At 66.8% G+C, this 20,308-nt stretch carries 12 protein-coding genes and 1 pseudogene; 8 read left to right on the top strand and 5 right to left on the bottom strand.

The window, feature by feature from the left end; genetic code table 11:
• Position 1 precedes the first annotated feature (1 nt).
• Positions 2-1,399, bottom strand: coding sequence for an argininosuccinate lyase (argH, locus tag HNS03_RS10615; protein ID WP_367195181.1), 1,398 nt, complete (start codon positions 1,397-1,399; stop codon positions 2-4).
• A 57-nt stretch (positions 1,400-1,456) separates the two neighbouring features.
• On the opposite strand from argH, the gene HNS03_RS10620 reads away from it, so the two are divergent.
• Together HNS03_RS10620 and HNS03_RS10625 are read left to right on the top strand one after the other, a co-directional pair.
• A complete protein-coding gene (locus tag HNS03_RS10620) occupies positions 1,457-2,116 on the top strand; it encodes a redoxin family protein (protein WP_367195182.1) in 660 nt (219 codons plus the stop codon).
• Between the two features lie 107 nt (positions 2,117-2,223).
• Complete coding sequence (locus tag HNS03_RS10625; RefSeq protein WP_367195184.1) at positions 2,224-2,454, top strand: hypothetical protein; 231 nt, start codon at positions 2,224-2,226, stop codon at positions 2,452-2,454.
• A gap of 38 nt (positions 2,455-2,492) precedes the next feature.
• On the opposite strand, the gene HNS03_RS10630 is transcribed toward HNS03_RS10625, so the two are convergent.
• Entirely contained in the window at positions 2,493-3,338 is an 846-nt protein-coding gene (locus HNS03_RS10630; protein WP_367195185.1) for an ion channel, read from the bottom strand.
• Positions 3,339-3,543: 205 nt separating this feature from the next.
• Here HNS03_RS10630 and HNS03_RS10635 point away from each other — a divergent pair, with 205 nt between their 5' ends.
• Together HNS03_RS10635 and pbpC are read left to right on the top strand one after the other, a co-directional pair.
• On the top strand, positions 3,544-8,976 hold the full coding sequence (locus HNS03_RS10635) for an alpha-2-macroglobulin family protein (protein ID WP_367195186.1): 5,433 nt from the start codon (positions 3,544-3,546) through the stop codon (positions 8,974-8,976).
• Complete coding sequence (gene pbpC / locus HNS03_RS10640; RefSeq protein ID WP_367195188.1) at positions 8,973-11,105, top strand: penicillin-binding protein 1C; 2,133 nt, start codon at positions 8,973-8,975, stop codon at positions 11,103-11,105. Before HNS03_RS10635 ends, pbpC begins: the two co-directional genes overlap by 4 nt.
• An 84-nt stretch (positions 11,106-11,189) precedes the next feature.
• Here the strand turns inward: pbpC and recA are convergent, their stop codons facing one another.
• Positions 11,190-12,272, bottom strand: coding sequence for a recombinase RecA (recA, locus tag HNS03_RS10645; protein WP_367195189.1), 1,083 nt, complete (start codon positions 12,270-12,272; stop codon positions 11,190-11,192).
• 314 nt (positions 12,273-12,586) lie between these two features.
• On the opposite strand from recA, the gene HNS03_RS10650 reads away from it, so the two are divergent.
• Positions 12,587-13,837, top strand: a complete 1,251-nt coding sequence (locus HNS03_RS10650) for a DUF2254 domain-containing protein (RefSeq protein ID WP_367195191.1) — start codon at positions 12,587-12,589, stop codon at positions 13,835-13,837.
• Positions 13,838-13,955: 118 nt separating this feature from the next.
• Here HNS03_RS10650 and HNS03_RS10655 read toward each other — a convergent pair.
• Positions 13,956-15,587 (bottom strand): annotated as a pseudogene (locus HNS03_RS10655) (ATP-binding protein); the annotation flags it as partial.
• 951 nt (positions 15,588-16,538) lie between these two features.
• Here HNS03_RS10655 and HNS03_RS10660 point away from each other — a divergent pair.
• Entirely contained in the window at positions 16,539-17,711 is a 1,173-nt protein-coding gene (locus tag HNS03_RS10660) for a hypothetical protein (protein WP_367195192.1), read from the top strand.
• Between the two features lie 204 nt (positions 17,712-17,915).
• On the opposite strand, the gene dksA is transcribed toward HNS03_RS10660, so the two are convergent.
• A complete protein-coding gene (gene dksA, locus HNS03_RS10665; RefSeq protein WP_367195193.1) occupies positions 17,916-18,332 on the bottom strand; it encodes an RNA polymerase-binding protein DksA in 417 nt (138 codons plus the stop codon).
• 203 nt (positions 18,333-18,535) lie between these two features.
• On the opposite strand from dksA, the gene HNS03_RS10670 reads away from it, so the two are divergent.
• The gene (locus tag HNS03_RS10670) at positions 18,536-19,381 is read left to right on the top strand and encodes an AAA family ATPase (protein WP_367195194.1); all 846 of its coding nucleotides are present in this window, start codon (positions 18,536-18,538) and stop codon (positions 19,379-19,381) included.
• Positions 19,382-19,436: 55 nt separating this feature from the next.
• Positions 19,437-20,117: a YiiX/YebB-like N1pC/P60 family cysteine hydrolase gene (locus HNS03_RS10675; protein ID WP_367195196.1), complete on the top strand. Its 681-nt coding sequence runs from the start codon at positions 19,437-19,439 to the stop codon at positions 20,115-20,117.
• The last annotated feature ends 191 nt before the right edge of the window (positions 20,118-20,308 follow it).

Here is a 20,308-nt window from a genome sequence, read left to right on the forward strand (position 1 = left end):
ATCATCCGGACCGACCCTCCCGGTCAAGCCGTCGCCGCCAGCGCTTCGCCTGCGCGCGCACATTCTTCGGCGCGGTTCCGCCGTAACTGATCCTGCTCGCCACCGATTTGGCCACCGACAAAACGCCCTTCACGCGCTCGTCGATGCGGTCGTCGACGACCTTCATCTCCTCCACGGTGAGCTGGTCAAGCCCGCGCCCGCTCTCCGAGGCGAGCGCCACGATCCGACCGGTGACGTGGTGCGCCTCGCGGAAGGGAAGCCCCGCCTCGCGCACCAGCCAGTCGGCGAGATCCGTCGCGGTGGAATAGCCGCCGCCGGCCGCCCGGCGCATGGCTTTTTCGTTGGGCACCAGGTCGCGGACCATGCCAGTGGTCGCCGCCACGCAGAGCGTCAGGGTCGGCAGCGCATCGAACACCGGCTCCTTGTCCTCCTGCATGTCCTTCGAATAGGCGAGCGGAAGCCCCTTCATCACCGTGACCAAGGTGGTCAGCGCACCCAGGATGCGGCCGGTTTTTGCCCGCACCAGCTCGGCGGCGTCCGGGTTGCGTTTTTGCGGCATGATCGACGACCCGGTCGTGAACTTGTCGGAAAGCGTCACGAACGAGAACGGTGCGGAACACCAGATCACGATTTCTTCGGCGAGCCGGGAAAGATGCAGCGCGCAGATCGTCGCGTCCGAAAGCGCTTCCAGCGCGAAGTCGCGGTCTGAGACTGAGTCCATGGAGTTCGCCGTTGGTCGATCGAAGCCGAGCGCTTTGGCCGTCGCCTCGCGATCGATCGGAAAGGCCGTGCCGGCAAGGGCCGCCGCCCCGAGCGGACATTCGTTGAGCCGGGCGCGGGCATCGGCAAAGCGGCCACGGTCCCGTCCGATCATCTCCACATAGGCCATCAGATGATGACCGAAGGTTACCGGCTGGGCGGTCTGCAGGTGAGTGAAGCCCGGCATGATCGTCGCCGCATGAGCCTCCGCCTGGTCCAGGAAGGCGGCCTGCAGCTCCGCCAAGGCCTGATCGACGGCATCGACGGCATCGCGGACCCAGAGCCGGAAATCGGTCGCCACCTGATCGTTGCGCGAGCGGGCGGTGTGCAGCCGACCGGCCGCCGGCCCGATCTTCTCGGCAAGCCGCGCCTCGATATTCATGTGGATGTCTTCGAGCGCGCGCGAAAATGTGAACGCCCCGTCGCGGATCTCCGTCTCGATCGCGTCGAGCCCGGCAAGAATCGCCTCGCCGTCCTCCTTTGTGAGGATCGATTGGGCCACCAACATCCGAGCGTGAGCCCTCGAGCCGGCGATGTCCTGGCCAGCCAGCGTCTTGTCAAAATCGATCGAGGCGTTGATTTCCTCCATGATGGCATCGGGCGCGCTCTCAAACCGTCCGCCCCACATCCGATTGCTCATCTCACCATCACCTTCGTCGCCGCTTCCGATTCTGCGCATCGCAACCATTTAGAGGCCATGTCCGATCCAACGTCCAAACGCCCCTTGCTCCGTCATCCGCGCTGGTTCGCCGGGGCCGCTCTCGTCGGCATCGTGGCCGGAGTCGGCGCGGTATACGTGAGCGGCGGGTTTGCTGGCAACGCCGATGCTGCGGAATGCCGGGCCGCCGTCGATGACGGCAAGCGTATTGCGGCCGGCGCAACGGCGACGGTGGCCGGTTTCATGGCGGCGGAGACCCCCACCGATCTTTCCGCTCTCGCCTTTCGCAATGCCGATGGCAGCGACGTGACGCTCGCCGACTATGCCGGCAAGACCGTACTTCTCAATCTCTGGGCCACCTGGTGCGCGCCCTGCCGGGCGGAGATGCCCTCCCTCGACGCCCTGGAGAAAAAGCGTGGTACGGACGATTTTCAGGTAGTCGCCGTTTCCGTCGACACCAAGGATGACGGGCGCGCGGGTCGCTTCTTCGACGAAACCGGGATCGACACCCTGGAACTCCACACCGAACCCACCCTGCAGCTTTTCAACACGCTGAAATCGGCGGAGCTGGTGGAGGGCCTGCCGACCACCTTGCTGATCGACAAGGCCGGCTGCCATGTCGGTAGCCTGGCCGGCGCGGCGGAATGGGATTCCCCTGAAGCGATCGCACTGATCGATGCCGCGACGAAACCGCAATAGCTGCGGTCTTCGGTTTCCAGCGATACCGAAATTATCTAGTCTCCGGCCTCCACGGGGACGCCGGCCCGCGGCCGCGCTCCGGAAACACCTTAAAGGAGAAACGGGCAATGTGGGTTATCACCGCGCTGGTCGTACAGCTTGCCGCAGGTCCGACCACCTGGGTCGTCAGCGAGGCCGGCACTTTCGAGACCAAGGACGCCTGCCAGGCCCAGATCGAATCCGCCGTTCCCAACAAGCTCGAGGATGACGATCGCGAGCGCTGGGAAGGCGGATATCAGGTCTACCAGTGCGTGAAGGTGCTCACGCCGGACAGCAACGAGCCCCCCGTTCAGGAATAGAGCGTTTCCAGGCGAAGCGGGAACCGCGGACGCGGCCCTTACCACTCCCCTTCGGTGGGGATGTTGAGGGTCGTGCCGCAATGCTTGCAGTGCACCGCATCCGGGTCGTGCCGGTTCAGGCCGCATTCCGGGCAGCGATAGTGCACCTTCGGCGGTCGAAAGATCACCTGGACCAGACGCAGGAACAGGCCGACGCCGGCGACCATAATGACCACCGCAAGCACCCGGCCGAGCGTGTCGGTTAAGGTGATGTCGCCGAAACCGGTGGTCGTCAGCGTGGTCACGGTGAAGTAGAGCGCATCGAAATAGGTGCGGATCTGCGGATTTCGGTTGTCCTCCAGGACGAACACCACCGCCGTCACCACGAACACGAAGACGGCGAGATTGAGCGTCGACTGGATCACCTCCTCGTTGCGCAGGAACCAGGAGGAGTAGCGCCTGAGGTCCTTGACCACGTGGTAGGAGCGCAACAGGCGCAGCATCCGCGCGACGCGCAGGAAACCCAGATTGTCGATAAAAGCGCTGGCGAACAGGCTGACGATCACGATAGCGTCCATGATCGCGGTGAACCTCAGCGCGAAGCGCCACGGACGGTTCGCGATCGCCATGCGCGCCGCATAGTCGGCCACGAGAGCCAGGCCGATCACATAGTCGACCGCATGCCAGGCGTCGGAAATCTCGAAGGTCGCCGTCACCAGGAAATAGACGATCAGCACCACGTCCAGGCACACCAGCGCCACTCGGAAACGCCGAGCGCCGGCGCTGTCGCCGTAGTAAAGGGCGCGGAGCTTGGCGCGAAGCGGCCCGACGTCCTCGTCACCGGATCTCTCCGGCGGTTGGTCTTGCGCGTCCTCGGTGTCCAATTTGCCCGCGTCGGACGCCATCTTCACCCCGCTTGCTGCCGCTCCTGCGTCCCGGCCAACCCCGGCACGACACCTTCTCATAATCGCGTCGGTCCCGACCGATCAAATCCGCGGAAGAGACCACCGTCGTTCATGAAATTTCCCGCGCAAGCGGTTATGGTCGCGTCCGCGGGACACAAACCGGCGGGCGCAGCCGTCGGACGACACCGGAACGGGAGTGAAAACAATGGCTGGGCTTATTTTCCGCCGGCTGCTGACGCAGGGCGCACTCGTCGGAGCGCTGGCTCTCATGGCCCTCCCGGCGGCCGCCCAGAATCGCGATGTGACCACCTATCGCGACACCGACCTGCCCGGCTACGATTATCAGACGCTGAAGGAAGTTCCGCTTTCGGTCTGCGAATCGGCCTGCTTCGCCGATAGCCAGTGCAAGGCCTTCACCTACAACGAGAAAGCCCAGTGGTGCTTTCTGAAGTCCGATGTCGGTCCGCGCGAGCGCTATGTGGGCGCGATCTCCGGCGAGATTCGCGAAAGCGCTCGCCAGGCTGCTACGGCCGAACCGCTGCCGCTGCCCGACGTCGCCTTCCTGCCCGAAGACACGGTGCGTAACGCGACGCGTTTGCGCGCGCAGGCCCTCGCTGCCGTGCGCACCGGCCAGACCATCGGCCGCTTCAACCCATCCTCGGCCGGCGGGCTCACCGAAGGCACGGGCTGGGGCTGGATCGAGATGGCCCGCGATCTCCTGGCGGTGAAGACCGACGACTGGCGCGAAAGCCAACAGCTTCCGCAAGATGCCGCCGCCGCCGCCTATCTCGGCCTGACCCGCGCCACAACGCCGGGCGAGCAAGCGACGGCGCTTCGGGTCGCCGGCGATGCCCTGGAGCGCCAGTCGCTCTGGCGCCCCGCGATCGAAGCCCTGAAGGCGAGCCTGGCAATCCAGGAGACCGCCGATGTGCGCGAGGCTTACGAGGCGCTGCGCGCCGAGCACGGCTTCCGCATCCTCGACTATTCCGTCGATTCCGATGCCGCCAGCCCGCGCATGTGCGTGCAGTTCTCCGAAATGCTTCAGGGCGCGCCGGCGGACCTCGCCAAATATGTGAGCGTGGAGGAAATCCGCGATCCGATCGTCTCCGCCGACGACCGGCAGATGTGCGTCGACGGGCTCGCCCACGGCAACCGCTATCATGTGACCGTGCGCGCCGGCGTGCCTTCGACCGTCGGCGAGACCCTGGAGCGCTCCGCGTCCTTCTCCATCTATGTCCGCGACCAGTCGCCGACGGCACGCTTTTCCGGCCGCGCCTACGTGCTGCCAAAGACCGGTGCCGCCGGCGTTCCGGTGACCACGATCAACACCCGCAAACTCGATATCGAGATCCTACGGATCGGCGACCGCGGCCTGGTCGGCACCGTGCGCGACGGCGACTTCCGCCGCCAGCTCTCCCCCTGGGAGGCGGAGCGCATTGCCAACGAGACCGGCGCGCGGGTCTGGTCCGGCGCGATGGACGTGGAGATGCGCCTCAACGAGGAGATCACCACCGCCTTTCCGGTCGACGAGGCGATCAAGACCCTGGAGCCCGGCGTCTACGTGATGACCGCGAAACCGGTGGAAAGCGACGACCCCTATTCCGGTCTCGCCACCCAGTGGTTCGTGGTCTCCGATCTCGGGCTCGCCGCCATGTCCGGTGATACCGGCGTCAACGTGTTCGTGCGCTCGCTGGCCAGCGCCGACTCCCTGGAAAACGTCACGGTCCGCTTGATCGCCCGCAACGACCAGGTGCTTGCGGAAGGAACGACCGGCGCCGATGGCCACGTCTTCCTGGAAAATCGCGCGACACCGGCAGCCGGCGATGGCGTGACCCCTGCGTTGATCGTTGCGGAAACCGTGGCAGGCGACTACGCCTTCCTGGATGTGACCACCGCCGGGTTCGAGCTGACCGATCGTGGAGACGAGGGCCGTCCGGCGCCCGGCCCGCTCGATGCCTTCGTGGTGCCCGAACGCGGCGTCTATCGCGGCGGGGAGACCGTCTATCTGACAGCGCTGCTGCGCACCGACACGGCCGATGCCGTCTCCGACGTGCCTCTGACGCTGGTGGTCCGCCGCCCCGACGGCATGGAGGACCGGCGCTTGGTGCTCGCCTCCGATCATGCCGGCGGCTCCACCGCCGAGATCGACCTCCTCTCCACCGCCATGACCGGCACCTGGCGGATCGCCGCCTACGGCGATCCCGACGCCGCCCCGATCGGCGAGGCGAGCTTCCTGGTGGAAGACTTCGTGCCGGAGCGCATCGAGGCCACGCTGTCGGCGCCGGAAGGTCCGGTGCAGGAAGGCGGCGAGCTCGCGATCGATCTCGACGCCCGCTATCTCTATGGAGCTCCGGCCGCGGATCTGGCGCTGGAGGGCGAGACCGTGGTCAAGCCGGCGGAGACGGTTCCCGGCTTCTCCGGCTACCGTTTCGGGCTTACCGACGATCCGGTGACGCCGCTGCGCGCACCGCTGGTGGAGCTGCCGCAGACCGGGCCGGACGGCCGGGCCGCGATCAGCGCGCGCATTCCAGAGCTTCCGGCCACCACGCGGGCGCTCGCCGCCGAGATCACCGTCCGCGTGCGCGAACCCTCCGGCCGTGCCGTGGAAGAGACCCTCTTCCGCCCGGTGGCACCGGCCGAGCCGATGATCGGCGTGAAGCCGCTCTTTGCCGACGACCAGGTGAGCGAAGGCGGCACTGCCGGCTTCGAGGTGATCGCCATCGATCCCGACCTTTCCCGCACCAACCTCTCCAACGTCGCCTGGGAGCTGGTGAAGGTAAACCGCCGCTTCCAGTGGTACCGCGACGGCTCCGGTTGGAACTACGAGCCAATCACCTCCACCGAACGCATCGACAACGGCAGCATCGATCTTTCCAGCGGCACGCCGGCCCGAATCGCGGTTCCGGTCGACTGGGGCAACTACCGGCTGGAGCTGCACGACCCGGCAAGCGCTGCCACGGCGACCAGCGTGGCCTTCACCGCCGGCTGGGTTAGTCTCACCGGCCAGGCCGACACGCCGGACATGTTGGAGATCGGGCTGGACAAGGCCGATTACGCTCCGGGCGAGACCGCCAAGGTCCGTCTCGATCCGCGCTTTGCCGGCACGGCCGTGATCTCCGTCGTCTCCGACGAGCTCTTGCACATGGAGACCGTCGAGGTGCCCGCCGAGGGAACCTCCATCGACCTGACCGTGGAGGAAAGCTGGGGCCCCGGCGCCTACGTGACGGCGATGCTCTACCGGCCGATGGACGTGGAGGCCGGCCGGATGCCGGCGCGCGCGATCGGCCTCGACTGGCTCTCGCTCGACAAGACCGCCCGCACCCTGGACGTTGCCATCGACGTGCCGGAGGTGGCCGAGCCCCGCACCACCACGACGATCCCGGTTTCCGTCGACGGCATTGCCGCCGGCGAAACCGCCTACCTGACGGTCGCCGCCGTGGATGTCGGAATCCTGAACCTGACTGGTTACGAGCCGCCGGACCCGGTCGGCTGGTTCCTCGGCCAGCGCCAGCTCGCCGTCGCCGTGCGCGATCTCTATGGCGACCTGATCGATTCGCTGGGTGCCGTGCGCGGCCGGATCCGCTCCGGCGGTGGTTCGGGAGGTGCCGATCTCGCCGCCGCTCCGCCGACCCAGGAACCGGTCTCGCTGTTTTCCGGCTTGGTCACCGTCGGCGCCGATGGCGCGGCGGAGATCCCGTTCGACCTTCCCGCCTTCAATGGCACACTGCGCGTGATGGCGATTGCCTGGAGCGCCGACAAGGTCGGCTCCGGCACCGCCGATCTTCTCGTCCGCGACCCGGTGGTGATGACGGGCAGCCTGCCCCGCTTCCTGGCGCCGGGCGACGCCACCCGCGCCCGCTTCGACTTCGACAATGTCGATGGCCCGGCGGGCGAGTACACGCTGTCGCTCGATCCGACCGGCCCGGTGGTGCTGGACCAGCGCACCGCTGCGCTGCAGCTCGACGAGAAGCAAACCGCCTCGATCGAATTCGGGCTCTCCGCCGATGCGCCCGGCACCGGCACGATTTCGGCGACGCTGACCGGACCCGACGGGCGCTCCTATGACCAGAGCTTTACCCTGCCGGTGCGCTCGCCCTCTCCGCCGGTGACGGAACGCCGGCTGATCGCGCTTGCAACCGGTGACCGCGCCACCATCGATGCCGGGTTCGCCGCCGATGTGCTGCCGGACGACGCCAGGGTGACGCTTTCCGTCACCACGGGGGCGCCGATCGATGTGCCGGGTCTGCTCACCGCGCTGGACACCTACCCCTATGGCTGCGCGGAACAGACCACCAGCCGGGCCATGCCGCTGCTTTATCTCGCCGAGGTGGCCGACACCGTCGGGATTGCCAGCGATCCCGCGATCCGCCGACGCGTGGACGAAGCGATTCGCCGCGTCCTGTCGCTGCAGGATTCCTCCGGCGCGTTCGGGCTGTGGTCGCCAACAGGGGGCGATCTCTGGCTCAACGCCTATGTGGTCGACTTTTTAACCCGGGCGAAAGAGGCGGGCTACCAGGTGCCGGCGTTGGCCATGACACTCGCGCTCGACAACATCCAGAACACGCTCGCCTATCGTTCAGACTTCGAAAACGGCGAAGGCGCGGATGTCGCCTACGGGCTCTACGTGCTTGCCCGCAACGGCCGCGCCTCGATCGGCGATCTGCGCTACTTCATCGACGAACGGCTGGACGATTTCGGCACCCCGCTCGCCCGCGCACAGGTAGGTGCCGCGGTCGCCTTCTCCGGCGATCGAACCCGCGCGAACCGGGCCTTCCAGGCCGCCGCGAACGCGCTTCCGCCGACTTCGCCCGACGAGATCCCCGATCGCGCCGACTTCGGCTCGCCGCTACGCGACGCCGCCGCCTCGCTGACCCTCGTCGCCGAATCCGCCGTCGACACCGGTGGGCTTTCCCGCTTCTCCAACGCGGTGGCGGCTGCCGGCGAAGCGGACCAGGACGGCCGGACCACCCAGGAGATGGCCTGGCTTTTGATGGCCGCCCATGCGCTCAACGACGGCAATGCCGGCCTCGACCTTTCCGTGGACGGACTCCCGCACACCGGCGCGCTCTATCGGCGGATGTCGGTGGCCGCGCTGCAGCGAGAGGCGATGTCGATCGAAAATCGCGGCGACGCGACTGCGGAGCTTGCCGTCACGGTACGCGGAACGCCGCGCCTGCCCCTGCCGGCGGCCGCCAACGGGCTCTCGATCGACCGGCGCTACTACAGCCTCGACGGCGAGCCGGTTGATCCGCGCCAGGTTGCCCAGAACGATCGCCTGGTCGTGGTTCTGACGGCGACCGAGGCCGAACAGCGGCCGGCCGAGCTTTTGATCACCGACCTGTTGCCGGCCGGGTTCGAAATCGAGAACCCGTCCTTGGTGACAAGTGCCGACCTTGCCGCCTTTCCCTGGCTTCAGACCGATCAGATGCCGGCCCATGTCGGTTTCCGCGACGACCGCTTCGTGGCGGCCTATTCGCGCACGATGAACACCGACGATCCCATGATCGTGGCCTATATGGTGCGCGCGGTCTCGCCGGGAACGTTCGCCCACCCGGCCGCAGCCATCGAGGACATGTATCGCGCCGGCCGCTTCGCCCGCACGGCACCCGGCTCCGTCACCGTCCGCCCGGTCCGATGAGCGCAGGCGCATCCGGCACCGAGGAGCGGCCGCAGCGCCGGCGATGGCGTCGACGCCTGTTGGTCACGGTCGCCACGCTGGCCGTTCTGGCCGGCGTCGGCGCGGGCGCGCTCGACAGGTTCGATAAGCGCCATCCGCCAACGCTGGAGCCGGCCGGCCGGCCCTCGGTCATGGTCGTCGACCGCAACGACGCGCTGTTGCGCCCCTTTACCACCGAGGCCGGGCGATGGCGGCTTCCGGTCGCTGTCGAGGATGTCGATCCGCGCTACCTCAAGCTCTTGATGGCCTACGAGGACGGCCGTTTTCGCGACCATATCGGTGTCGACCCTCTGGCAATGGTGCGCGCGGCCTGGCAGGCGCTCACAACTGGCGGGATCGTTTCCGGGGGCTCTACCCTCACCATGCAGACCGCACGGCTGCTGGACGACCGCCACGAACGCACGCTGTCGCGCAAACTCACCGAGATGATCCATGCGGTTCAGCTCGAGCGACGGCTCAACAAAGACGAAATCCTTGAGCGCTACCTGGCACTCGCGCCGTTCGGCGGCAATCTGGAAGGTGTGCGGGCGGCAAGCCTTGCCTATTTCGGGCGCGAACCGAACCGACTGACGCTGGGGCAAGCCGCGCTTTTGGTCGCGCTGCCCCAGGCACCGGAAAGCCGGCGACCCGATCGCCATCCCGAGGCTGCGCGCGCCGCCCGCGACCGGGTGCTGGACCGTGTCGCAGGCACCGGCGCGATCACCCAGGAGGAGGCCGAGGCAGCCAAGCACGAGCGCATGCCAACGGCCCGCCGACCCGTGCCGATGCACGCTCCGCATCTCGCTCGGCGATTGCTTGCCGCCGACCCCGATACCCTCGTCCATCGCACCACGATCGACGTCCGCCTACAGTCTCAATTGGAAGAGCTCGCGCGGGATTGGACCCGCCAGCTCGGGCCGTACCTGTCGGCCGCGATCCTGGTCGTCGATCACGAAACCGGCGAGATCCTGGCCGATGTGGGGTCCGCCGATTTCCTGTCGGTGCCACGCCAGGGCCATATCGACATGACCCGCGCGGTGCGCTCGCCGGGCTCGACGCTGAAGCCCTTCATCTACGGGCTCGCCTTCGAAGCCGGGCTCGCCAATCCGGAAACCCTGATTGAGGATCGGCCGACCCGGTTCGGCGACTATCGGCCGGAAAATTTCGACGACATTTTCCACGGCACCGTCACCATCCGCGAGGCGCTTGCCCGCTCGCTCAACGTGCCGGCCGTCGCCGTGCTCGACGCGATCGGCGCCAACCGGCTCGCCGTCCGCCTGCGCGACGCCGGCGTCACCTTGAAGCTGCCGCGCATCGAGGCGCCGTCGCTGGCGATCGGTCTTGGCGGTGTCGGGCTCACGCTGGAAGGCCTCGCGCACCTCTATGTGGCGCTTGCCCGCGGTGGTGAGCCGATCGCAATCTCGGCCGGACAAAGCCCCGGCGGGGCCGGCGATGCGGAACCGACGGCAGGTGCCGCCCTGTTCGACGCCCGGGCGGCGTGGCAGGTCGCCGACATCCTCGCCGAGACCGCCCCCCCGGAAAATGCGCGCGGCGGCCGCATCGCCTATAAGACCGGCACCTCTTACGGCTACCGGGACGCCTGGTCCGTGGGGTTCGACGGTCGCTATGTCGTCGCCGTCTGGGTCGGCCGGCCCGATTCCGCGCCGGTTCCCGGCCTGACGGGGCTCAGCGCGGCCGCCCCGTTGCTGTTCGACAGCTTCGCCCGGATCGCGCCCTGGCCGACGCCACTACCGGGTGCGCCGGCGGGCACCCTGATCGCCTCGACCGGCGATCTGCCGGAGCCGCTGCGCCGTTTCCGCAACCCGCGCGCACCGGACGTCGAACCGGGACGCACGCCGCTGTCGATTTCCTATCCGCCCGACGGCGCCACCGTGGCAATCTCCGCGCCCGGCGGCGAACGCCAGCCACTCTCCGTGAAGGTCGACGGGTCCGCCGATCGACTGGTCTGGCTGGTTGACGGGCGCCCCGTTTCCGTCCCGCCCTATCGTCGCAGCACGGCGATCCCTGTCGCCCACAGCGGCGCGGTCCGCATCACCGTTCTCGACGGCACAGGTGGCGCCTCCGATTCGGTGACCGTGTTCGTGGAGTAGAGACGGTCGGTATTCCGTCGGGCTTTGCTTTCTTCCCGCAAATCCCAGCCAGAACACCGGCGCCCGCCTGTTTCAGGCTTCGCGTTACCCTTCCGCCGCCAAATCGTCGTCGCCGTCATCCTTTTCCTGACCCACGATCTGTTCGGCGATCAGGCCAGCATTCTGGCGGATCGACGCCTCGATGGTGGCGGCAACTTCCGGATTGTCGCGCAGGAACTGCTTGGAATTCTCCCGGCCCTGGCCGAGCCGCTGGCTGTCATAGGAGAACCAGGCACCGGACTTCTCCACGATGCCGGCCTTCACGCCGAGATCGAGCAACTCACCGACCTTGGAGACGCCCTCGCCGTACATGATGTCGAATTCGACCTCGCGGAATGGCGGCGCGAGCTTGTTCTTGACCACCTTCACCCGGGTCTGGTTACCCACCACCTCGTCGCGATCCTTGATGGCGCCGATACGGCGGATGTCGAGGCGAACCGAGGCATAGAATTTCAGCGCGTTACCGCCGGTGGTCGTTTCGGGCGAGCCGAACATCACGCCGATCTTCATGCGGATCTGGTTGATGAAGATCACCATGCAGTGAGAGCGCGAGATCGAGCCCGTCAGCTTGCGCAGCGCCTGGCTCATAAGCCGCGCCTGCAGGCCGGGGAGCTGATCGCCCATCTCGCCTTCCAGCTCGGCGCGCGGCGTAAGGGCCGCCACCGAATCGATCACGAGAACGTCGATCGCGCCGGAGCGCACCAGCGTGTCGGCAATCTCCAGCGCCTGCTCGCCCGCATCGGGCTGGGAAATCAGGAGATCTTCGATGTTCACGCCCAGCTTGCGCGCATAGATCGGGTCGAGCGCGTGCTCGGCGTCCACGAAGGCGCAGATGCCGCCCTTCTTCTGGGCCTCCGCGACCGTATGCAGGGCAAGCGTCGTCTTGCCCGAGGATTCCGGGCCATAGATCTCCACGATCCGCCCCTTCGGCAATCCGCCGATGCCGAGCGCGATGTCGAGACCGAGCGAGCCGGTCGGCACCGCCTCGACCTCCACGGCCGAGCCCTGGCCGAGCTTCATGATCGAACCCTTGCCGAACGACCGCTCGATCTGGGAGATCGCGGCGTCCAGAGCTTTGCTTTTGTCCATGGAGGATCCCTCGACCAACCTCAGATTCGCCTGCGCCATCGTCGTCTCCTATGTCTCACGACGTCCGGAACCTTTTCAACGCCGCGATTGTACTTGTTTTGTTCCTGTTCGCAATATGTTCTTTTCAATCGCAGCGTCTCCGACCCGGTGATAGCCGCTAAATCGGGGGCGCCAACCCCATAACCGGCCCGTCCAGGTGCGGTGTTCCCGATCGGCGACACGCTTGGAACCGAAGCGCAAACCGGCCGTTTCTTGACAGCGCACACGACACGCCGCTTCAAAAGGGCGCAGCCGTCGCGATCGTGACAGGGACGGTTCGGCGCGCGACGGGGCTGACGACGGATTGGATTTTTATGCTTTCGAAGTGGCAGTGGACGCTGCGCCAATTCGGAAAAAAGCTGTGGGTTCGCGCGAGCCTGTTCGCCGTCCTGGCGATCGCGTCGGCGCTGATGTCGCCGATTCTGGCCAGATTGATCCCGGCCGATCTGCCGGCCTCCATCGGCGCCCAGGCGGTGGACAGCATCCTGCAGATCCTCGCCTCCTCGATGCTCGCGGTCACCACCTTCTCGCTCACCGTCATGGTGACGCACTACAACACCGTCACCAGCAACGTGACGCCGCGCGCCACCCGGCTCCTGTTGGAGGACACCACCGCTCAGAACGCGCTCGGCACCTTCATCGGCTCGTTCCTGTTCAGCCTGGTCGGCATCGTAACCCTCTCCACGAATGTCTACGGCGAGCGCGGCCGGGTCGTCCTGTTCGCTATGACGATCGTGGTGATCGGGTTGATCGTGCTGACCCTGCTGCGCTGGATCGACCATCTCTCCAGCCTCGGCCGGATCGAGGAGCCCACCGAGCGGGTCGAAACGGCCACCGCGACGGCGCTTGCCCATTTCGGAGATGCGCCCAGCCTCGGCGGGCATCCGCTACCGGATCCGGACAACATCCCGGCGTCGGCGGTTTCGGTGATCACCGAGAAGATCGGCTACGTCCAACATGTCGACATTCCAGCGCTCTCCGGGATCGCAAACGATACCGAAACGGACATCTACCTGACCGCGCCCGCCGGTACATTCGTGCATTCGACCCAGCCAGTTGCGCAGATTTCCGGTTCGCCCGACGACGACACCCTGCAGCGGGTGCGTGCGGCCTTCTCCATCGGCGATATCCGGACCTTCGACAGCGATCCGCGCTTCGGCTTGTCCGTTCTTGCCGAGATCGCCTCGCGCGCCCTCTCGCCCGGCATCAACGATCCCGGCACCGCGATCGACGTGATCGGACGCGGCGTCCGGGTTCTGTGCGATTGGCAGGCGCGCTTGGACAAGGCGGACTACAGCGTCTGCTATGAGCGATTGTGGATTCCGCCGCTCGATCCCGACGATCTGCTGGAGCATGTGTTCCTGCCGATCGGTCGTGACGGGGCGGGTGTCTTCGAAGTGCAGATCCAGCTCCAGTCCGCGCTCTGCGCGCTTGCCGAAAGAGGCGGGCCCCAGCTTGCCGCCGCGGCCCGCCGCCAATCCGCGTTGGCGCTTGCGCGAAGCGACGAAGCCTTGGCGCTCCAGATCGAGCGGGAACGGGTCCGCGCGGCCGCACCGACAGGATGAGTTCCTACCCCCCCCGGACGAAACACGCTTCGGGCCGCCCTCGCGCAGCCACGAGCCCGGTGGGTCGGCGTGAGCGAAAAGAATCAAGAACCGGTTCCCACGTGTCCGCGGATTTACCCTACCCCGCCGGCGTCGCTTCGAGCGCCTCCTTCACCGCCGTGGCGAGCGCCTTCAGCGTGAAGGGCTTGGGCAGGAAGGCGAACTCCAGCTCGCCCGGGAGCGTGCGCGCGAACACGTCTTCCGCGTAGCCCGACATGAGAATGATCGGCATCTCAGGCGCCAGCTTGCGCAGCTCCACCGCCAGTGTCGGCCCGTCCATTTCCGGCATTACCACGTCGGAGACCAGAAGATCGATCCGCCCGCCAAGCTCGCGCGCAATGGCAAGGGCGTCCTCGCCGGTTGGCGCGGCATGCACCTGATACCCGCGCGTGGTCAGCGCACGGGCTGCAAACGCGCGGATGGTGTCCTCGTCCTCCACCAGGAGAATGGTCGCGCTGCCGGTCAGATCCTGGGCGGCGGGTGGCGAATCCGCCTGGCCCCGGTCGCCGGACGAAGCGCGTCCCTCACCGGCCGAGGCGGCTGCGTCCGGCGCTTTCGCATCGGCTGCGTCCGCCGGCGGCAGGTTCTCCGCCGCGTCGGCAGCGGCAGGTTCGGCGGTGGGCAGATCCACGGCGCGCGGCAGGAGCACCCGGAACACGGTGCCCTCCCCCACGCGGCTGTCGACCAGGATGGTGCCGCCGGTCTGCTTGACGATGCCGTAAACGGTGGAAAGGCCAAGCCCCGTGCCGCGCCCCACCTCCTTGGTGGAGAAGAAGGGCTCGAAGATCTTTTCCACCACCTCCGGCGGGATGCCGGTGCCGGTATCGGCCACCTCGACCAAAACGTGGTCCGCGACCGCGATCCCGTCGGCGGAGAGGCCCGCCACTTCGGCAGCGGGAACGTTGGCAGTCCGGATCGTCAGCTCGCCGCCGTCGGGCATGGCGTCGCGGGCGTTGACCGACAGGTTGATGATGACCTGTTCGAGCTGGCTCACGTCGGCGAGTACGGGCCAGAGATCGCGCCCATGCACGACTTTCAGCGTGACCTTCTCGCCAAGCAACCGGTCCAGCATCACCGGCAGATCGGCCAAAACATCGGTCAGGTGCAGCCGGCTCGGCCGCAACGTCTGGCGCCTGGAATAGGCCAGGAGCTGCTTGACCAGACCCGCCGCCCGATTGGCGTTCTGCTTGATGTTCATGATGTCCTGGAAGGACGGGTCGGTCGGACGGTGGTTCATCAGGAGCAGGTCGGAGAAGCCGATGATCGCCGTCAGGATGTTGTTGAAGTCGTGAGCGACACCACCGGCGAGCTGGCCGACGGCCTGCATCTTCTGGCTCTGGGCGAACTGCATCTCCAGCGCGCGCTGCTCCGTCGTATCGACGGCATAGAGGATGGCGCGCTCGCCGGCACCGCCCTCTTCGGAGAACGGAGCCACATAAAGCCGCACCGCGCGCGGCGGCTCGCCGGAGAGCGCCACGTCGATCGGGCGCGCCAGGCTTTCGCCGGCGGTCGCCCTCGATATCGCATCGGCCACGGTCGGCCGATCCGGCTCTGCGAAGACATCGGTCAGATTGCGCGGCGTCTCCTCGGACCCGGCCTCCTCCCAGCCGGTCAGCCGGCCGAAACGCGGCGTCGCAAGCGAGACCTCTCCGTCACGCGAGACCAGCGCAACCGCCACAGGCATGCGCTGAAACAGCCGAGCATAGAGCACGGCCTCGTCGGCATCCTGCAGGTCATCGGCCTCGCTTGCCGGTGCCGCCACCGGCAACACCGTAAAGAGCAGGAGCGAGGATCCGTTGCCATCCAGCGGCGCGACATGCACGTCAAAGATACGCCCGCCCGCCGCCTGCGGCGCAGTCAGCCGCGCCACCGCCGCCTCGCCGGCGTGAGCGGACTTCACCGCCCGGTAGAGAGCCGCCGCAGCATCCGGGTCGGATGCCGCCCATCTCAGCGGGGTGACGAGCCGCGTCGCCCCGAATGTCCGATTCAGCTCCGCATAGGCTGCGTTGCCGTGGCGCACCAAGCCCGCGGCGGTCGCCGATAGCGCCGCCACCGGCAAGGCCTCCACCACCGCGATCGCTCGTGCATCGGCATCGCCGGATGTCCGCGCCAACGACCAGGCGATCGCAACCGCCGCCATCACAGCCGCGCCGAGCAACCCCGCGACGACGACCGCGGCCGGCTCGCCGCCGAGCATCGCCACGCTCCCGCCACTTGCCAGGGCGATAAGCAGAATGGCCCCGGCGACCCCGAGCCCTCCGGCATGCGAGGCCAGCTTCAACTTGCGGGTATCCACGTGTCCGCCGTTATTCACGCTGTCCGGCTCCTTCCGAGCTCGCCGACCAACGCCGTGGCCGGAGCAGATGAGCACCTTCTGGGACCGCGGAAACGTCCGTCAGGCGCGGCCGAATCACTTGATTCGCATCGACCTTTGCCAGAATGCGCCAGAATGTGGCAGAGCCGCGGAGCTACCCACAGGAATCAGGGTTTGCAAAATGAGCGCGACGACTATTGTACGGCGCAAGGGGCATACGATCAGCAGGGTGCGGGCCGCGCAAGACGGATCGCCGGCCTCGCCGATGGCGGGGCAGCCTTGTATACAGCGTGACGGTCTTCGCCTCCTGGAGACCGGGCACCCAGTAGATGCGCGGGGGAGTATTTCATGAGCAGTTGGCTCGCCGGATCGTTCGGCCTCGATCCGGGGTTTGCGCGTGGCGTTCTTTTCGTTCTGACATTGGCTTTGCTGGTGGCCGTGATTTGGGCGGTCATGGCGGTGGCACGGGCTTACGGGTCCGGCGCGTTGGGCCGGCAACGGCGCAATCGGCAACCGCGACTGGCGGTCATGGATTCCGCCGACATCGATCATCGCCATCGCCTGGTTCTGGTGCGGCGCGATCATGTCGAGCACCTGATCCTGATCGGCGGCCCCGTCGACGTGGTCGTCGAGGAAGGCATCATCCGCAACGCAACCGCCGCCTCGACGGACACTCTGGTCCGCTCCAACGCAGGCGCCCGAACAACATCCTCGTCCTCACGCGGGACCTTCGCGGAAGATGGGGAGGCGGAGGCCGATCTTGCCGCCGCCGCAGACCCCGTGCCGGCGCCCAAGCCCGCGCCCCGCACTGAGGCCGCCCGCCCGACGGAACCACCCGCGGCAAGCGAACCGCCTGCGCGACCGGTCGTGACGCCGCCGCAGGCGGACGCCGCACCCGCGGAGGCCCCACGGCGCCCCCAGCGCCCCGCCGACGCAGGTGACGAGCCGCGCCGACGGCCCGCCCCGAAAGCTACCCGCAGCGACGATACGCCGCGCCCGGCGACCATGCGTCCGGCCCCCACAGGCGAGCGACCGGCGGCCGGTCAGGGCGGATCACAACGTCCGAACTCGGCCTCCGCATTTCGCCGTCCGCAAACGCCGCGTGCTCCGCTCGCCACACCGACGGCTCCAGCGGGAGCGCGCCAGGCGCCGACCGCCGAACGCCCTGCGGCCAGCGAGCAGACACAGCCACGCCGACCGGAGCCCGCAGCGGCAGACGCCTCGACGCCGTCGCCTCCCGAACAACGGAAGCGGCCGAACGAAGCTCCCGATGACGAATTGATGGCCGCCCTGCCGACCGCGGCGGCGATTTCGCCGTCGCATGTCGGGCGCATCTCCCCATCGCCGGAGCCAGCGGCAGCTCAGGACGAACCAGACCAGCAGCCTCAGGATACGACGGCTCATCCCGCTCCTGCCGACGAAGCCGACAGCAACGCCACCTCCAAGCCGGACGAGAGCAACGACGATCTCGATCTCGACGACGAGATGGCGCGGCTCCTGCGCGGCGTGGGCGGGCGCTGATCGCAGCCGTTTCGGCGTCCGAAGGAGCGGGGTCGATCGGTGCATTCAACCAAATCGCCTCCACCCGGAACGTCCGGATTTATGAGTTCATGACCTAGAGGCAAAGGCAGAAAAAAGGCCGGCTCTTAAGAGCCGGCCAAAATCCTAAAGCGGGATCAGGAAGCTGGAACCGGTCCGGTTCCAGACAGCAAGCCCGGATAGAGCTCAATCGTCCCGGTAAATTCGTTCCCGGCGTTCGTGCTGCTCCTGCGCCTCAATCGACAAGGTCGCGATCGGGCGGGCGTCGAGGCGTTTCAGCGAGATGGGCTCGCCGGTCTCCTCGCAATAGCCATAGCTGCCGTCTTCGATCCGCTGCAGCGCGGCGTCGATCTTTGCGATCAACTTGCGCTGCCGGTCCCGGGCTCTCAACTCGATTGCCCGGTCTGTTTCCGACGAGGCGCGATCGGCCAGGTCGGGATGGTTGCTGGAATCCTCTTGGAGCTGTTCGAGCGTCTCCTTCGCCTCCCGGAGGATCTCGTCCTTCCATGCGAGAAGCTTGTTGCGGAAATACGCCCGCTGCCGTTCGTTCATGAACGGCTCATCCTCCGAGGGTCGATAGTCTTCGTCGATCTCTACCGCCATGAAGCGTCCTCGGCACGCGCTGTAAAGCGGCGCCTTTATAGCGATGGCCTGCGGTCATCACAACGCCGTTCACCACCTGATTGCAGAAAGCCCACGCTCGGACGAAACGGCGGGCGCTTTGCGGATGCGGCGTCATCGTATAAGCGTGGCATCTGCGCCACGTCGAAAAATCGCTTTCCTCCCCAGCGACCGCGAGGTTCTGCATGCGTTTTGAAGGCTCCGCCGACTATGTCGCCACCGAGGACCTGCGTGTCGCGGTGAACGCCGCCATCACGCTCGAGCGCCCGCTTCTGGTGAAGGGCGAGCCCGGAACCGGCAAGACGGTGCTGGCGCACGAGATCGCCCGTGGGCTCGGCCTGCCGCTGATCGAGTGGCACATCAAGTCCACCACCAAGGCGCATCAAGGCCTCTACGAATACGACGCGGTCTCCCGCCTGCGCGACAGCCAGCTCGGCGATCCCCGCGTCTCCGACATCGCGAACTACATCAAGCGCGGCAAGCTGTGGGAATCGTTCGCCGCCGACACGCGACCGGTGTTGTTGATCGACGAAATCGACAAGGCGGACATCGAATTTCCGAACGACCTCCTGCAGGAGCTCGATCGGATGGAGTTCTTCGTCTACGAGACCGGCGAGACGGTGCGGGCCAATCAGCGCCCCATCGTCATCATCTCGTCCAACAACGAGAAGGACCTGCCCGACGCGTTCCTGCGTCGGTGCTTCTTCCACTATATCCGCTTCCCCGATCCCGACACGATGGCGGAGATCGTCGAGGTGCATTTCCCCGGGATCAAAAAGCGTCTGCTTTCCGAAGCCCTTTCCATCTTCTTCCAAGTCCGTGACGTGCCGGGGCTGAAGAAGAAGCCGTCGACATCGGAACTCCTCGACTGGCTCAAGCTGCTCCTCAACGAGGACATCGACGAGACGGTCCTGAAGGAGCGCGACGCCAAGAAGCTCATCCCGCCCCTGCACGGTGCGCTTTTGAAGAACGAGCAGGACGTCCACCTGTTCGAGCGGCTGGCCTTCATGACCCGCCGAGACGGGCGCTGATCGCTCGCAAGTCGTAATTTCAAGGAGCCGCGCCTTAGTGAAACGGGACCGTCGGATGGGCAACCGATCGCTCAAAGTCGCGACACTTCTGGGATTGACCGGCGCGACCTTCGCGACGGGGGCCCAAGCGACGGACATCTGGGACGGCTTCCGCGAAGGCGACATCATCTTCCAAGCGGCCGGGCAAGGATTGACCGAGCCCCCGGCCGGCGAGGAGGAGAACCCGTACACCCATGTCGGGATTGTGAGGCAAACCGGCGGCGGGCCCTACGTCATCGACGCGACGCCCGAAGACGGCGTGTTCGAAGTGCCGATCGACGACTTCGTCCGGCGCGGAGCCGGCAATCGCTATATCGTCTACCGTCTGGCGGGCGTCGAGGGCGCTGCGGAGATCAGCGCCCGAGCCATCGAGATCGCGTTCGAGAAATATTACCTCCTGCCCTTCGATCCCTTCTACCGGCGGGACCGATCCGCCTTCTACGACAGCGAACTGGTGCAGACCGCTTTCGCGGAGGCGGGCGCCGAGTTGGGAGCGGTCGCGACGGTGCGCGAGCTCGGTATCGAGACACCCGGCAGCGGGTCCCCCGTGTTCGACGATTGGCAGGCCCACCCGGACTGCGCGGCGGCCGAGCTCGAAGCCGAAGCGTGCTGGACCCTGATCCGAAATCAGCGCGTTCTCACGCCGGCCAGCCTTGCGAGCGACCCGAAATTGTCGCGCGTCTACTCCAATTTCTGAAGCACGGGCCGAGCGAGCGGTATCCGGTTTCTCCCAGAAACCGGCGCGGCATCGCGAATGGACGAGGGGATCCGACGATGGAGAAGGCAAGACTCGGTAGCAGCCGCGGCTCGTCCGCAGGTATACCGATCCCGTTTCAGGTTTTGCGGCGATACGCCCCGAAGCCTTCGTGATCCGATTGGGAGACTAAG

The sequence above is a fragment of the Amorphus sp. 3PC139-8 genome, from assembly GCF_040750475.1.
Classification (GTDB): Bacteria; Pseudomonadota; Alphaproteobacteria; order Rhizobiales; family Amorphaceae; genus Amorphus.